12 protein-coding genes and 1 pseudogene are annotated in these 15,470 nt (G+C 73.0%); 3 read left to right on the top strand and 10 right to left on the bottom strand.

Annotation, left to right across the window (positions count from 1 at the left end):
- Positions 1-301 (bottom strand): annotated as a pseudogene (locus tag UWG_RS0124455) (ribosome assembly cofactor RimP); the annotation flags it as partial.
- Between the two features lie 291 nt (positions 302-592).
- On the opposite strand from UWG_RS0124455, the gene UWG_RS0124460 reads away from it, so the two are divergent.
- The 3 genes from UWG_RS0124460 to UWG_RS0124470 all read left to right on the top strand — a co-directional run bounded on the left by UWG_RS0124460 (position 593) and on the right by UWG_RS0124470 (position 2,653).
- Positions 593-1,129 (top strand): hypothetical protein, encoded by a 537-nt coding sequence (locus UWG_RS0124460; protein ID WP_029391735.1) that lies wholly within the window; start codon positions 593-595, stop codon positions 1,127-1,129.
- A complete protein-coding gene (locus UWG_RS0124465; RefSeq protein WP_016909829.1) occupies positions 1,126-1,650 on the top strand; it encodes a ferritin-like domain-containing protein in 525 nt (174 codons plus the stop codon). The genes UWG_RS0124460 and UWG_RS0124465 overlap by 4 nt, the downstream gene beginning before the upstream one ends.
- Before the next feature lie 64 nt (positions 1,651-1,714).
- Positions 1,715-2,653 carry an aminoglycoside phosphotransferase family protein gene (locus UWG_RS0124470; protein WP_016909830.1) on the top strand — a complete coding sequence of 313 codons (939 nt, stop codon included), beginning with the start codon at positions 1,715-1,717 and terminating at the stop codon, positions 2,651-2,653.
- A gap of 42 nt (positions 2,654-2,695) precedes the next feature.
- Here UWG_RS0124470 and UWG_RS0124475 read toward each other — a convergent pair whose 3' ends face one another.
- The 9 genes from UWG_RS0124475 to UWG_RS31580 all read right to left on the bottom strand — a co-directional run.
- Positions 2,696-4,411, bottom strand: coding sequence for a proline--tRNA ligase (locus tag UWG_RS0124475; RefSeq protein ID WP_016909831.1), 1,716 nt, complete (start codon positions 4,409-4,411; stop codon positions 2,696-2,698).
- An 87-nt stretch (positions 4,412-4,498) separates the two neighbouring features.
- Entirely contained in the window at positions 4,499-5,071 is a 573-nt protein-coding gene (locus tag UWG_RS0124480; RefSeq protein ID WP_016909832.1) for a GNAT family N-acetyltransferase, read from the bottom strand.
- Between the two features lie 65 nt (positions 5,072-5,136).
- A complete protein-coding gene (locus tag UWG_RS0124485) occupies positions 5,137-5,982 on the bottom strand; it encodes a GNAT family N-acetyltransferase (protein ID WP_016909833.1) in 846 nt (281 codons plus the stop codon).
- A 103-nt stretch (positions 5,983-6,085) separates the two neighbouring features.
- Positions 6,086-7,243 (bottom strand): flavodoxin-dependent (E)-4-hydroxy-3-methylbut-2-enyl-diphosphate synthase, encoded by a 1,158-nt coding sequence (gene ispG, locus UWG_RS0124490; protein ID WP_029391736.1) that lies wholly within the window; start codon positions 7,241-7,243, stop codon positions 6,086-6,088.
- A gap of 204 nt (positions 7,244-7,447) precedes the next feature.
- Positions 7,448-8,752 carry a M50 family metallopeptidase gene (locus tag UWG_RS0124495; RefSeq protein ID WP_016909835.1) on the bottom strand — a complete coding sequence of 435 codons (1,305 nt, stop codon included), beginning with the start codon at positions 8,750-8,752 and terminating at the stop codon, positions 7,448-7,450.
- Complete coding sequence (gene dxr / locus UWG_RS0124500; RefSeq protein WP_029391737.1) at positions 8,749-10,020, bottom strand: 1-deoxy-D-xylulose-5-phosphate reductoisomerase; 1,272 nt, start codon at positions 10,018-10,020, stop codon at positions 8,749-8,751. Before dxr ends, UWG_RS0124495 begins: the two co-directional genes overlap by 4 nt.
- 77 nt (positions 10,021-10,097) lie before the next feature.
- On the bottom strand, positions 10,098-12,029 hold the full coding sequence (locus tag UWG_RS0124505; RefSeq protein ID WP_016909837.1) for an acyl-CoA dehydrogenase family protein: 1,932 nt from the start codon (positions 12,027-12,029) through the stop codon (positions 10,098-10,100).
- A 422-nt stretch (positions 12,030-12,451) separates the two neighbouring features.
- Positions 12,452-13,906 carry an aldehyde dehydrogenase family protein gene (locus tag UWG_RS0124515; protein WP_016909839.1) on the bottom strand — a complete coding sequence of 485 codons (1,455 nt, stop codon included), beginning with the start codon at positions 13,904-13,906 and terminating at the stop codon, positions 12,452-12,454.
- Positions 13,907-14,697: 791 nt separating this feature from the next.
- A partial coding sequence (locus UWG_RS31580) for a PucR family transcriptional regulator (protein ID WP_237720277.1) occupies positions 14,698-15,470 on the bottom strand: 773 nt, incomplete at its 5' end.

Below are 15,470 nucleotides of genomic sequence, written 5' to 3' on the forward strand. Positions count from 1 at the left end.
GGCGGCCGGCGGCGCGGCGGAAGTGGCGCTCCTCGGTGAGCGGCCGGTCCGCGCCCGGCGAGGTGACCTCCAGGACGTAAGGGGCTCCGCCCATGACGTCCGAGGCGTCGAGCTCCGCGGAGAACAGGCGGCTGAGATCGGCGCAGGTGTCGAGCTGCACGCCCTCGTCCGAGTCGACCACGATGCGGAGGACGCGGCGCTTGCCCGCCGGGGTCACCTCGACCTCCTCCAGGTCGAGTCCCTGCTCGGCGACGAGCGGTTCCAACAGTCCGCGCAGCCGCTCGCTCTGGGTGGTACTCATCCGGGTGACTCCTCGGCCGCGTGTGCTGTTGTGGGGCCTACTTACGGGGCGTGTCGCGTCAAGCCTATCGCCTGTCGGGGAGTGCACGGACCAGACCACCGATCTCCCCCGCGGCAGCGCGCACACCACCGGATCTGTGGGACGTACGGGTACGCATCGGGCCCGTCGCGATGGACGGTTCGGCACTCCGGGAAGAGCACGGGTAGCGTCGCGTGCCGGTCTTCGCAGATGATCATTGTGACGTGATAGTCAGACAGTCGGGCGAGACTCGTCTTCACCAGGGAGAGCACCATGCCGCGCACACCGTCACCGGTCGGTGCCGGGCCCCCTCGCAGGGCGGTGCTCGCCGGCGTGCTCGGAGCCGGCGGTGCGCTCGCCGGCTGCTCGGACGGCTCAGGGCCCGGCGATGCGAGCGAGGCGGAAAAGGCCGCCGGCGCGCGGGCGTTGCGGAGGCGGGCCGTGCAGCAGAGCGAGACGCTGCTCGCGCGGTACGACAGCGCACTCGCCGCGCACGCCGCGCTCGGCGAGCGGCTCGGGCCGCTCCGTACGGCGGTCGCCCGGCATGTGCAGGTCCTCGACGACCCCCGCGGCCAGCGCGGTCGCTCGACGCCGCAGAGCCCGCCGTCGCCGAGCGGTGAGGCGTCTCCCGACGCGGACGTTCCCGAGGACGAGGGCGGTGCGCTCGCCGCGCTCGCCGAAGCGGAGCGCCGGCTCGCCGAGAGCCGCACCCGCAGCCTCGTCGATGCGCCGCCCGAACTCGCCAGGGTGCTCGCCTCCGTTGCGGCCGCCGGGGCCGCGCACGCCTACCTGCTGGAGTCCGAGTCGTGAAGGAACTCGCCGCCGCACAGGCCGCGTTGAGCGCGGAGCACGCCACGGTCTACGGCTACGGCGTCGTCGGAGGCCGGATCGCGGGAGAGCGCCGCAAGGAGGCCCGGGAGGCGTACGACGCACACCGTGCGCGCCGGGACGCACTCCGGCGCACCATCCGCGACCTGGGCGGCAAGCCGGAGCCCGCTGCCGCTGCCTACGCGCTCCCGTTCGCGGTGCCCGACGGCACGGCGGCCGAGCGCCTCGCAGCGGAGCTGGAGGACCGGCTCGCAGGGGTGTACGCGGACCTCGTGCGGGCAAGCGAGGGGGCGAGGCGGCGCGAGGCCGCCGGCGCGCTCCGTGAGGCGGCCGTCCGGTCGGTGCGGTGGCGTGGCACGGGCGTACCCTTCCCGGGGCTCACCGAACTCCACGGCTCCGACCAGGCGCCGGCCCCGTCGTCCTCGGCCCCCTCGGACGGGCCGGGCTCCTCGGACGCGTCCGGCCGTCCCGACGCCGGGAGCGGTGCGTCCGGCACGCTCTGACCCGCGCCTGTGCAGTGGTGGGTGCCTCGTCCGTTCGCCGCCCGCTTCGAAAGGCCGCCAGCAGATGTCCTCCGTACTGCCCCTGGAGATTCCGAGACGGCTCTCACGTGCGCTCGCCGCGCAGCCGGACGCCGCCGCGGCGACGGGCGCCGCCTGGCTCGAGGGGCTCGGCGGGCTGCTGGAGCGGTCGCTGGCCCGGTGGGAGCTCGTCCCCGAGCGGGTGGTCTCGCCGGGCGGGCGGAGCAGCCTCGTCGTGCTCGTACGCAGGGCGGACGGGGAGCCGGCTGCGCTGAAGCTCCTCGCACCCCTCGACGCGACGCCCGCCGAGCGCGGCGCCAAAGAACGGGCGGCGCTCTCGCACTGGGACGGGTTGGGCGCGGTGCGCGTGCTGGCGGCCGAACCGGACGACGGCGTCCTGCTGTTGGAGCGGCTGCGGGGCGAGATGTCGCTGCGCTCGCTGCCCGAGGCGAAGGCCGTGCTGGAGGCCGCGTCGACGGTCCGCCGCCTCTGGGTCGGGCCGCCCGCCGAGACGGGGGCCTTCGAGACGGTCGCGGCGCACACGAGTCAGGAGGCGGCGAGGATGCGCGCCCTCGCGCCGCCCCAGGCACAGGACCTCGTCGAGGAGGCGTTGGAGACGCGGGAGGAGCTGCTGCGAAGGCCGGAGCCCCCGGTGCTGCTCCACGGGGACTTCCGCCAAGGAGCCGTGCTCGCCAGCGACTCGGCGCGGGCGCGCTGGCTCGCGGCCGGGCCAGAACCGCTCGTCGGCGAGCCGGCGTTCGACCTCGCCCGGCTGGCGCGGGACCGGCTCCACGACCTGATGGCGACCTCGGGCGCCGCCGCCTCCACCCGACGCAGGGTCAACCGCCTCGCCGACTCGCTCGACATCGACCGCGAGCGCCTCCGCGGCTGGACGCTCTACCGCGCCGTCGAGTCGGGCGTGCGCCAGTGGGCCGGCAACCGTACGGACGCCGAACTGCTGCTGGAGTTCGCCACATGGCTGTGACGGCCCTCCGGCGAAGGGCCCGGGAGCCGGGCCCCGTGGGACTCAGGGGACCAGCGCGCTGAGGCGCGACACCGCCTCGTCGTAGGGCACCTCCTCGCGCTCGCCCGTGCGCCGGTCCTTCAGCTCGACGAGGCCGTCCTTGACGCCGCGGCCGGCGACGAGGATCGTCGGCACGCCGATCAGCTCGGCGTCGGTGAACTTCACCCCTGGCGAGACGCCTGCCCGGTCGTCGACGAGGACGCGGACGCCCGCCTCCCCCAGCCGCTCGGCGAGCTCCAACGCCACCTCCGTCTGCTTCGCCTTCCCCGCGGCGACGACGTGGACGTCGGCCGGGGCGATCTCGCGGGGCCAGCAGAGGCCCTGCGCGTCGGCCGTCTGCTCGGCGAGGGCGGCGACGGCGCGGGAGACCCCGATGCCGTAGGAGCCCATGGTGAGGCGGACCGGCTTGCCGTCCTGGCCGAGGACGTCCAGCTCGAAGGCGTCCGTGTACTTGCGGCCGAGCTGGAAGATGTGGCCGATCTCGATGGCGCGGTCGAGCTCGATGCCGTGGCCGCACCTGGGGCAGGGGTCGCCCGGCTCGACCACCACGACGTCGAGGTGGCGGTCGACCTCGAAGTCGCGGCCGGCGACGACGTTGCGGGCGTGCTTGCCCTCCTTGTTGGCGCCCGTCACCCAGGAGGTGCCGAAGGCGACGCGCGGGTCGGCGAGGTACGGGAACGCCTTGCCCGCCATGCCGCCCTGCGGGCCGACGTAGCCGCGGACGAGATCGGGGCGCTCGGCGAAGTCCTCGGCCGTGACGAGTTCGACGACGGCCGGGGCGAGCTGCTCCTCGAGCTTGCCCATGTCGACCTCGCGGTCGCCGGGGACGCCGACGGCCGTGATCTCGCCGTCGATCTTCACGAGGAGGTTCTTCAGCGTGGCCGAGGCGGGGACGCCGAGGTGGGCGGCGAGCGTCTCGATCGTCGGGGTGTCCGGGGTGTCGAGCTCCTCCGGCTGCGGAAGGCCCTCGACGGAGCCGGCCTCGACGGCGGTCGTGACGGCCTCGGTGTTGGCGGCGAAGCCGCAGTGCGGGCACTGCGCGAAGGTGTCCTCGCCGGCGGCGGCGGGCGCGAGGAACTCCTCGGAGGCGGAGCCGCCCATGGCGCCCGACACGGCGGAGACGATCCGGAAGTCCATGCCGAGCCGCTCGAAGATCCGGATGTACGCCTCGCGGTGGAGCGCGTACGCCTCGGCCAGCCCCTCGTCGGAGGTGTCGAAGGAGTAGGCGTCCTTCATGGTGAACTCGCGGCCGCGCAGGATGCCGGAGCGGGGGCGGGCCTCGTCCCTGTACTTGGTCTGGATCTGGTAGAGGATCACCGGCAGGTCCTTGTAGGACGTGCACTGGTCCTTCACCATCAGCGCGAAGATCTCCTCGTGCGTCGGGCCGAGGAGGTACTCGCCTCCCTTGCGGTCCTCGAGGCGGAAGAGGAGGTCGCCGTACTCCTCGTACCTGCCCGTCGTCTCGTAGGGCTCCTTCGGCAGCAGGGCGGGGAGGAGCACCTCCTGGGCGCCGATGGCGTCCATCTCCTCGCGCACGACGCGGGTGACGTTCTCCAGGACCTGCTTGCCGAGCGGCAGCCAGCTCCAGATGCCGGCGGCGGTGCGGCGGACGTAGCCGGCGCGGACGAGCAGCTTGTGGCTCAGCGTCTCGGCGTCCGCCGGGTCGTCCCGGAGCGTCTTCAGCATCGACCGGGACAAACGCTGGACACGGGCTGCCATGGGTACTCCTGCTCGGGCCGTACGGGTAACGGATGCGAGCTTATCGGCAGGGGGTGACCGCACGGAAATGCGATGCGGGGAGTACGGCTACCTCGGCCGGGCGAGCGGCAGTCGGGCGCCCATCACCGCGTACGGGCTCGCGGCGCCCGGGAAGATCACGCGGCGCGCGAGGTCCCGGTAGCCGAGGTGGTGGTAGAGGCGGCGCGCGGGGCTGTCGGTGTCGATCGCGGAGAGGAGCGAGCGCTCCTCGGTCGCGGTGTCGGTGATCTCCGTGATCAGCCGCCGTCCGAGGCCGAGCTGCTGCCAGCGCGGATGGACGTGGAGCTCGGTGATGACGAAGGAGCCGCTGAGCCAGTGGTCGAGGCCGTCCTCGCGCAGGTAGGGGTGGACCACCGTCGACCACCACTGGGTGCGGTCGTTGGGCATCCCGTAGACGAAGCCGACGAGGCGCCCCTCCGGGGTCGTGGCGCCCAGCGCGCGGGTGTGCCGCAGCGCCGCGTGGCGCAGCATGACGTGGCGGCGGACGCCGATCTCGTCCTCGGCGAGGCCGAAGGCGAGCGCCTGCACCGCGAGGGCGTCGTCCACCCGGGCGGCGAGGTCGACAGGTCCGACGGCCGCCTCCGGCGGTTCGGGGAGCCCTCCCTGCGAGGAATGCAGCATGGGCGGAGGCTACTTGCTCGCCGGGGACGCCGCGACGATGTGGGCGCAGCGGCCTGCGCGGCTCGTCAGAAGAGCACGCTCATGAAGGTGCCGACCTCGCGGAAGCCGACCCGGCGGTAGGAGGCGCGGGCGGCCGCGTTGAAGTCGTTGACGTAGAGGCTGATGACCGGCGAGACCTCGCGGAGCGCGTACCTGAGCACGGCGGCCATGCCCGGCTCCGAAAGCCCCTCGCCGCGGCGCTCGGGCGCCACCCACACGCCCTGGATCTGGCAGGCGGCCGAGGTGGCGGCGCCGATCTCGGCCTTGAAGACCACTCGCCCGTCCTCGAACCGCGCGAACGACCGTCCGGCCCCGACGAGTTCGGCAACGCGCGCCTGGTAGAGCAGCCCGCCGTCCCCCGCGAGCGGTGAGACGCCGACCTCCTCGGTGAACATCGCGACGCAGGCCGGGAGGACGCGCTCGACCTCGTCCCTCCGCACCCGGCGCACCTGCGGATCGGCGGGCACGGCGGCGGACTCCCGCTCGGCCGCCATCAGCGGCTGGCACGCTCGCACTTCCCGCGCAGGAGCCCAGTGGGGCTCCAGGTACGACCAGAGGGCGGCGGTCTCCTCGGCCGGGCCGACGATCGACGAGCAGCGCCGCCCCTGCCGCAGCGCCCGCTCCGCGAACGCGCGCACGGCCGCGGGTTCCGCGCAGAGCGGGACGAGGTTGGCCCCCGCGTAGCAGAGCGACGCGAGCCGTCCCGCGCTGTACCAGCCCCACATCTCACCGCCGAGCCGCCACGGATCGAGGCCCGCGGTCTCGACCCGCGCGGTGATGAAGGCGTTGTTGACGGGCTCACGCCGCAACACCCGCAGGACGTCGTCGAGTTCGGCGGGGTCGACCGGCCGGACGGACGGGGCGGTCAGCACGGACCTGTCCCGTCCCGCCGGATGACGGCGGACACTCTCACGCACCTCCGCGTGGACGGGCGGGACACCGGGGCGCGGAACGGCTGCCGGCGGGGAGGCCGGCTCAGCCGCCGACGGCGACCTGCGGCTCGCCGGAGGCGACACCGTCCTTCTCCATCTGCTCCGCGAGCTTCTGGGCCTCGTCGATGAGCGTCTCGACGATCTTCGCCTCGGGGACGGTCCTGATCACTTCGCCCTTGACGAAGATCTGCCCCTTGCCGTTGCCGGAGGCGACGCCGAGGTCCGCCTCGCGGGCCTCGCCCGGGCCGTTGACGACGCAGCCCATCACGGCGACACGGAGCGGGACGTCCATGCCGTCGAGCCCCGCGGTCACCTCGTCGGCGAGCTTGTAGACGTCGACCTGGGCGCGACCGCAGGAGGGGCAGGAGACGATCTCCAGGCCGCGCTGGCGGAGGCCGAGCGACTCCAGGATCTGGGTGCCGACCTTGACCTCCTCCACCGGCGGGGCCGAGAGCGAGACGCGGATGGTGTCGCCGATGCCCTCGCTGAGCAGGGCGCCGAAGGCGACCGAGGACTTGATGGTGCCCTGGAAGGCGGGGCCCGCCTCGGTGACGCCGAGGTGGAGCGGGTAGTCGCACTGCTGGGCGAGGAGCCGGTAGGCGTTGACCATCACGACGGGGTCGTTGTGCTTCACCGAGATCTTGAGGTCCCGGAAGCCGTGCTCCTCGAAGAGCGAGCACTCCCAGAGCGCGGACTCGGCGAGCGCTTCGGGGGTCGCCTTGCCGTACTTCTCGAGCAGCCGCTTGTCGAGGGAGCCGGCGTTGACGCCGATGCGGATCGGGGTGCGGGCCGCGTTGGCGGCGTCCGCGATCTCCTTGACCTTGTCGTCGAACTGCTTGATGTTGCCCGGGTTGACCCGGACCGCGGCGCAGCCGGCGTCGATCGCCTGGAAGACGTACTTCGGCTGGAAGTGGATGTCGGCGATCACCGGGATCTGCGACTTGCGCGCGATCGTGGAGAGCGCTTCCGCGTCGTCCTGAGTCGGGCAGGCGACGCGGACGATCTGGCAGCCGGAGGCGGTGAGCTCCGCGATCTGCTGGAGGGTGGCGCCGATGTCCGACGTCTTGGTGGTGGTCATCGACTGCACGGAGACGGGTGCGTCACCGCCGACCGCGACCGGGCCCACGTGGATCTTCCTGCTCCGCCTGCGCTCGGCGAGCTTGACGGGCACATCCGGCATTCCGAGCGAAATCGCTGTCATCTTCGCGTGCAACCCCAACTGTGGATCATGGCCCGGGATCGACGGGCTCCGTTCCCTGAGATTACGGCACCCAACCCTCCGGGGGCACATCGCTCCCCGGGACACCGCCCGATCACCCCTGTGCCGCGGAGCGGACCCGCAGGTCGGGACCGATCCGCGGCAGCGCGGCCCGCTGTCGGCGGATGCATGGACGCCGTCAGCCCGTCAGCCCGTCAGCCGCACCGGGTTCACGACGTCGGCGACGAGCACCAGCAGCGTGAAGCAGATGAAGACACCGGCGACGACGTACGCGACCGGCATCAACTTGGCGACGTCGAACGGGCCCGGGTCCGGCCGTCGGAACACCTTGGCGAAGCCGCGGCGGAGCGACTCCCAGACGGCGCCCGCCATGTGCCCGCCGTCGAGCGGGAGCAGCGGCAGCAGGTTGAAGAGGAAGAGCGACAGGTTGAACCCCGCGACGAGGAGCAGCATCGTCGCCACGCGCTGGCTCGGCGGGATGTCGAGCGAGAAGACCTCGCCGCCGACGCGTGCCGCGCCGACCACGCCCATCGGGGAGTCCTGCTTGCGCTCCGCTCCGTCGAAGGCCGCGTTCCACAGGTCCGGCACCTTGCCCGGGAGCGCGACGAGCGCGTGGACACCCGACTCGACCATGTCCCCCATGCGGCCGACGGCCTGCGGGAAGGACTGCTGCACGACGCCGCTCGCCGGCGTGAACCCGAGGAAGCCCGCGGTGACGTACTCGTCGGGGACGTAGCCGCCGCGGCCGTCGGACTTGGCGACCTTGTTCTCGATCAGGTCGGCCCGGAGCGTCTTGCGCACCCCGTCGCGCTCGACGGTGAGGGTGGCGGGACCCGTGGTCTCCCTGATGCTCTGCTGGAGGTCGCCCCACTCCTCGACCTTGTGCCCGTCGAAGCCGACGATCTTGTCGCCCGGCTGGAGGCCGGCGGCCTTCGCCGGCGACGCGGGCGCGCCGCCGTGGCACTTGTCGGACTGCGCGGACGCCGGGATCACGCACTCGGAGACCGTCGAGACGCTGGTGGTCTGGGTGTTGATGCCGAAGGTCATCAGCACCGTCACGAAGACGACGACGGCGAGGACGAGGTTCATGAACGGACCCGCGAACATCACGATGAACCGCTTCCACGGCCGCCGTGTGTAGAGCATCCGCTTCTCGTCGCCCGGCTGGAGCTCCTCGTACGCGGCGGCGCGCGCATCCTCGATCATGCCGCGGAACGGCGATGTCGAGCGCTGTCTGACCTTGCCGTCGTCGCCGGGCGGGAACATGCCGATCATGCGGATGTAGCCGCCGAGCGGGACCGCCTTGATGCCGTACTCGGTCTCGCCCTTCGTCTTCGACCACAGCGTCGGGCCGAAGCCGACCATGAACTGCGGCACCCTGACGCCGAACATCTTTGCCGTGCTGAAGTGGCCGAACTCGTGCCATGCGATGGAGAAGAGCAGGCCGACGACGAAGACGACTATCCCCAGCACCGTCATGAACGTCGTCATACGCGGGCCTCCACCTGCGACGCGGCCAACTCACGGGCACGGGCACGCGCCCAGTGCTCGGCGCCGAGGACACCGTCGAGCGTCAGCCCGGTTCCCGTGGCGGCATCCGGTTCCGCCACGTGCTCCTCGACCACTGCCGCGACCGTATCCACAATCCCCGTGAAGGGCAGCCTTCCGCCGAGGAACGCCTCCACGCACTCCTCGTTGGCCGCGTTGTAGACGGCGGGCGCGGTGCCGCCGAGCTCCCCGACGCGGGCCGCGAGCGCGACCGAGGGGAACGCGGCGTCGTCGAGCGGGTGGAAGTCCCAGCTCATCGCCTTGGTCCAGTCGAAGACGGGACCCGCGTCCGGGACGCGCTCGGGCCAGCCGAGGCCGAGCGCGATCGGGAGGCGCATGTCGGGAGGGCCGCACTGCGCGAGCGTCGAGCCGTCGGTGAACTCCACCATCGAGTGGACGGCCGACTGAGGGTGGACGACGACCTCGATGCGGTCGAACGGGATGTCGTACAGGAGGTGCGCCTCGATCACTTCGAGGCCCTTGTTGACGAGCGTCGCCGAGTTGACGGTGATCACCGGGCCCATCTCCCAGGTCGGGTGGGAGAGCGCGTCCTGCGGCGTCACCTCGGCGAGTTCGGCGCGGGTGCGTCCGCGGAACGGGCCGCCCGAGGCGGTGACGAGGAGCTTGCGGACCTCGCGGCGCTCGCCACCGAGGAGCGCCTGGAAGAGAGCGGAGTGCTCCGAGTCGACGGGCACGATCTGCCCGGGCTCGGCGAGGGCCGCGACCAGCGGACCGCCGACGATGAGCGACTCCTTGTTGGCGAGCGCGAGGACCCGGCCGGCCTCGAGCGCGGCGAGCGTCGGGGCGAGGCCGATCGACCCGGTGATCCCGTTGAGAACCGTGTGGCACGGGGACTTGGCGAGTGCGGTGGCGGCGTCGGGTCCCGCGAGCACCTCGGGGATCGGCTCGCCCGGGCCGTACTGGGCGCGCAGCGCCTCCCGCACCTCGGCGGCCTTCTCCTCCCTGGCGACGGCGACGGCCCTGACCTGGAGCCGGTGCGCCTGGCCGGCCAGCAGTTCCACCCTGCCGCCTGCGGCCGAGAGGGCGGTCACCCGGAAGCGGTCCGGGTTGGCGAGGACCACGTCGACGGCCTGGGTACCGATGGAGCCGGTGGAGCCGAGGATCACCACGTCGCGGGGGCCCTCGGGGGCGGCCGCCGTCGGGTGGCGCTGGTGCGGGTCGGCGAGCGGCGCTGCTGGGCTATGGGTCATGCATCTATTGTGCGGGCTGCCCGTCGGCGGGAGTTGCCCGGTGCCCGGATTCGGCACGGGCCGCCGCGCGTGCCTGGTCAGCTCCCGATCCGCCGGTGCACGTCCTCGCGGCTGCTCGGTCCCGGCTCGGCCGGAGCGATCCACGGGCCGGCGGTGGACGGGTCGACGACGCCCTCCTCCAGCCACGTGTAGGCGCCGTCGAGGACACGGGAGACGACCTCGCCGTCGAGGTCGTCCGTGTTGGTCCAGAGCCGGCCGAAGAGTTCGTCGGTGCGGATGCGTGCCTGGCGGCAGAAGGCGTCGGCGAGTTGGTAGGCGTGGTGGCCCCGCGCCGCGGCGTCCGGGTCGCCGGAGGCCGCGCCGTCCGCGTAGAGCTTCTCCGCGCGGACGCAGGCGGTGCTCATCGCGAAGAGTTCGGCGCCGATGTCGACGACGCGGCCGAGGAACCCCTGCTTCGTCTCCATTCGGCCCTGCCAGCGCGACATCGCGTAGAAGGTGGAGCGTGCGAGCTTGCGCGAGGTGCGCTCGACGTACCGCAGGTGCGGAGCAAGACTGCCGAACTCCGAGAAGCCGCCGGGGCGTTGGCCCGGTCCTGCGACGAGTTGCGGGAGCCACTTCGCGTAGAACGCACCGGCGTTGAGGGCGGCCTTGCGCTTGTCGGCGAAGGAGGTGTCGGGGGCGATGAGGTCGCCGGCGACGGAGAGGTGGGCGTCGACGGCCTCCCGCGCGATGAGCAGGTGCATGATCTCGGTGGAGCCCTCGAAGATCCGGTTGATCCTCAGGTCGCGGAGCAACTGCTCGGCGGGGACACCGCGTTCGCCGCGCGCGGCGAGCGACTCGGCCGTCTCGTAGCCGCGGCCGCCGCGTACCTGCACCAGCTCGTCCGCGATCCGCCACGCCATCTCGCTGCCGTAGAGCTTCGCGAGGGCCGCCTCGATGCGGATGTCGTTGCGCTCCTCGTCCGCCATCTGCGAGGCGAGGTCGACGACGGCCTCCAGCGCGAAGGTCGTCGCGGCGATGAAGGAGATCTTGCTGCCGACCGCCTCGTGCCCGGCGACCTCGCGTCCCCACTGCACGCGCTCGGCCGACCACTCGCGGGCGATCTTCAGGGCCCACTTTCCCGCGCCCACGCAGGTCGCGGGGAGGGAGAGGCGGCCGGTGTTGAGCGTGGTGAGCGCGATCCTCAGGCCGGCGCCCTCCGGGCCGATCCGGTTGGCCGCGGGCACGCGTACCCGGTGGAAGCGCGTGACCCCGTTCTCCAACCCCCGCAAGCCCATGAAGGAGTTGCGGTTCTCCACCGTGACGCCCTCCGCGTCTCCCTCGACGACGAAGGCGCTGATGCCGCCCTTGTGCCCGTCGGAGGCGGGGACGCGCGCCATCACGACGAGGAGGTCGGCGATGACGCCGTTGGTGGTCCACAGCTTCACGCCGTCGAGGAGGTAGTCGTCGCCGTCGGGGACGGCGGTGGCGCCGAGGCGGGCAGGGTCCGAGCCGACGTCCGGCTCGGTGAGGAGGAAGGCGGAGATGTCGGTCGTCGCGCAGCGGGGCAGGAAGGCGTCGCACTGCTGCTGCGTGCCGAAGAGCTTCAGCGGCTGCGGGACGCCGATCGACTGGTGCGCCGAGAGCAGCGCGCCGACGGCCGGGCTCACGGAGGCGAGCATCCCGAGCGCCTTGTTGTAGTAGACCTGGGTCAGGCCGAGGCCGCCGTACTCGCGGCCGATCTTCATGCCGAGCGCGCCCATCTCCTTGAGCTTGCGGACCACCTCGTCGGGGATGCGGTCCTCCCGCTCGATGGCCGCGCCGTCGATGCCGGTGCGGCAGAACTCCTCCAGCTCGGCGAGGAACGCCTCGCCGCGCTCCGCGTCCTCGGGGGCCGGCTCGGGGTGCGGGTGGATCAGGTCGAGGCGGAAGCGGCCGAGGAAGAGCTCCTTGGCGAAGCTCGGCTTCCGCCAGTCCTGTTCGCGGGCTGCCTCGGCGACGGCACGGGCTTCGCGCTCGGAGACGGTCATCTCGCTCACCTCGGGAGGAGTGGGGGCGTTGACTGCCGGCCGGTGCTACTCGGTCGTGTGTACCCGATCGTGGCCGCCCGTACCAGGCTCCGCGCAGCGTGCCGCCCGTCCTCACCTCAGTTCGAGGAGGGCGAGCCCCACGGTCATGAGGAGCAGCAGCAGCGCCGCGACGGCGACCGCGAGCGTCGCGAGCCGTCCCCACTGCGGTGGCGGCCTCTTCGATGCCGACATCAGACGCCTCCACTCCCGGGCCGGCAGCATGCGCGCCGGTGCGGCCCAACTCCGCCTCGAGCAAACCTACTTGGGGGATGCACAGCCGCGGCCCCGCCCGAAACCAGAGGTCGGGCGGGGCCGCGGCGGCGCCCCCGGAGTAGGACGCAGCAGAGGGCGCCGAGGATGCAGCGCGGAGCGTGCCGGCGTGCCTAGAGCTGGAGGCCGGTGAGGACCATGACGCGCTCGTAGGTGTAGTCCTCCATCGCGAAGCGGACGCCTTCACGGCCGACGCCGGAGTCCTTCACTCCGCCGTACGGCATCTGGTCCGCGCGGTACGAGGGGACGTCCCCGACGACGACCCCTCCGACCTCGAGGGCACGGTGCGCGCGGAAGGCCGCTTGCAGGTCATGGGTGAAGACGCCCGCCTGGAGGCCGTACTTGGAGTCGTTGACGGCCGCGAACGCCGCCTCCTCGCCCTCGACCCGGCTCACGGAGACGACGGGGCCGAAGACCTCCTCGTTGCCGATCCTGGTGTCGGCCGGCACCTCTTCGAGGACGGTCGGCGCGAAGCTGGCGCCGTCCCGCTTGCCTCCCGTGAGGAGCCGGGCCCCGGCGGCCAGCGACTCCTCGACCCAGGACTCGACGCGCGTGGCCGCCTCCTCGCTGACGAGCGGGCCGACGTCGGTGGCGTCGTCCTCCGGGTCCCCCGTGGTGAGCGACTCCACCGCGGCGACGATCTTCGGTACGAGCCGGTCGTAGACGGACGCGTCGGCGAGGACCCGCTGGACGGAGATGCAGGACTGGCCGCCCTGGTAGTTGGAGAAGGTGGCGATCCGCTGCGCGGCGAAGTCGAGGTCGGCCTCGGAGGAGTAGTCGGCGAGGACGACGGCCGCGCCGTTGCCGCCGAGCTCCAGCGTGACGCGCTTGCGGGGGACCGAGTCGAGGATCGACCAGCCGACGGGTGCCGAGCCGGTGAAGGAGATGATCGGCAGCCGCTCGTCCTGCACCAGGTCGGGCATGCGGTCGTTGGGGACGGGCAGGACGGACCAGGAACCGGCGGGCAGGTCGGTCTCGGCGAGGAGTTCGCCGAGGAGGAGGCCGGAGAGCGGGGTGGCGGGGGCCGGCTTCAGGATGATGGGTGCGCCGACCGCGAGCGCCGGCGCGACCTTGTGCGCACAGAGATTGAGCGGGAAGTTGAACGGCGCGATGCCGAGCACCGGGCCGTAGGGAAAGCGACGGGTGAAGGCGAGACGTCCTTCGCCGCCGGCGTCCGAGTCGAGACGCTGGCCCTCGCCGCCGTTAAACCTGCGCGCCTCGTCCGCCGCCCAGCGGAAGACCGAGAGGCAGCGGCCGACCTCGCCCCTGGCCCACTTCATCGGCTTGCCGTTCTCGGCGGAGATCAGGCGGGCGACCTCCTCGCTGCGCTCACCGAGGCGGCGGACGACGTGGTCGAGGGCGGCGGCGCGGACGTGCGCGGGGGTGGCGGCGAACTCCTCGGCGACCTCGGCCGCCGCCGCCACCGCCTGCTGCGTCTGGGCTTCGTCCGGCAGGCTGACGGTGCCGACGAGCCGGCCGTCCCAGGGCGAGGTGACGTCGAGGGTGTCGTTGCCCGTGGCCGTGCGGCCGGCGAGCCAGAACGGGTACGGGGAAGTCGCTGTGGTCACTGGGGATCGCCCTTCCGGATCGGTTGTGCCCTCCCGCTCGGGTCGCCGTGCCGGTGCACACCGCCGGGCGGCTGCCGTACGGGCGCGATCCGAGCTGTGCCCCACCGTAGGGCGTCGAGCGCGTGCTGTTCCTTGTCCGGTGCGTAGGGGTTCGGGACGGGGTGGCTACGGAATGTCCTGTTGCGCCTCTTGGGGCGGGGCAACGCGGCGGGGAGAGTGGGGAGTTGGGGTCGTGCTGCGGGTGGTGAGGTGTGGGGCGATTGGCCCGGAGGCGGGGGGTCGGCGGGCCGGGTTGGTCGAGGCGCGGCAGCTCGCGCGGGCTTGTCGGGTCGCCGGGCTCGCTCGGCCGGGAAGCGGCCGCTGGTGCGGAGTTGTCGGCTCGGCGCGTACGTGACAGCCGGCTCATGGAGCGGTCGTTGGCCGGAACTCGTCGGCTCGGCGCTTGCGGTGAGTCCTCCGCCGGGACGCGAGCACCGGCCCTGGCGGCTGCGAAACGGCCGGAAGGAGGGGCGTCGGGCCCGTGCGCCGTGGCTTGCGGGCAGTGCGCATGGTTCGGCGCGCGCGGTGAACGCTCGCCATGGTGCGGTCGTTGGCCGAGTACGGCCGCTGATCAGGGTGTTGCCGTCTGCCGGGAATGCGGGGGAGACCGCTCAGGAGGGCGGCCGCTCGCGAGCGGTGCGCCGCAGCGCTTCACCGCGGACCGCGGGCTCGTCGGAGCGGCCGTGGCGTGGTCGGTCGGCACCGGCACTGCCGTTGACCGGAACGCGGCAGTCGGCCGGCCTCGCGACCGCTCACCCCGTCGTCTTCAGGGCGAGCCAGAGTTCCATGCGGACGTCCGGATCGTCGAGGGAGCGGCCGAGGATCTCCTCGACGCGGCGCATGCGGTAGCGCAACGTGTGCCGGTGGACGCCGAGTTCGGCGGCTGCTGCGTCCCACTGGCCGTGGCGGGAGAGCCAGGCACGGAGGGAGGCGACGAGGTCGCCGCGGCCGTTGGCGTCGTGCTCGTGCAGGGCGCGGAGCAGGCCGTCGGCGAAAGCGCGGACGGCGTCGTCGGCGAGGAGCGGCAGGATCGAGCCGGCGGCGACGTCCTCGTGCTCGACGAGCGCGACGCCGCGGCGCCGTGCCACCGAGAGCGCCTGGTCCGCCTGCTTGAACGCGACGCCGACCGCGGGGAGTCCGGCCGGCGCGGAGACTCCGATCGCGAGCCCGTCCTCGCTTCCGCCCCGCGCGCCCCGGGCGCTGGGCCCGCGGTGCGGTCGCCGTGCGCGCTCCGGCTGCGCCGCCTCCGTCGACGAGAACTCGACGCAGGCACGCACAGCCGCTCCCCCGTCGGCCGCGAGCATCACCAGGCGCGGGCCGTCGGGCACGACGAGGACCGCCTCGCCGCTGCGCGCCGCCGCCGTCTCGACGGCGTCGGCGAGCTCCTCCAGCGGCCAGGGCGGGTCGACCGGGTCGATCTCCTCGGCGGGCAGCCGCCCTTCCGGGCCGTTGACGACGATCCGGGCCTCCTCTCCCGGCGGCAACGGCCCCGCCGGTCTGTGCGCCCTGCGAGCGGCGGGCGCCG

The sequence above is a fragment of the Streptomyces xiaopingdaonensis genome (genome assembly GCF_000262345.1).
In the GTDB taxonomy this organism is placed as follows: Bacteria; Actinomycetota; Actinomycetes; order Streptomycetales; family Streptomycetaceae; genus Streptomyces; species Streptomyces xiaopingdaonensis.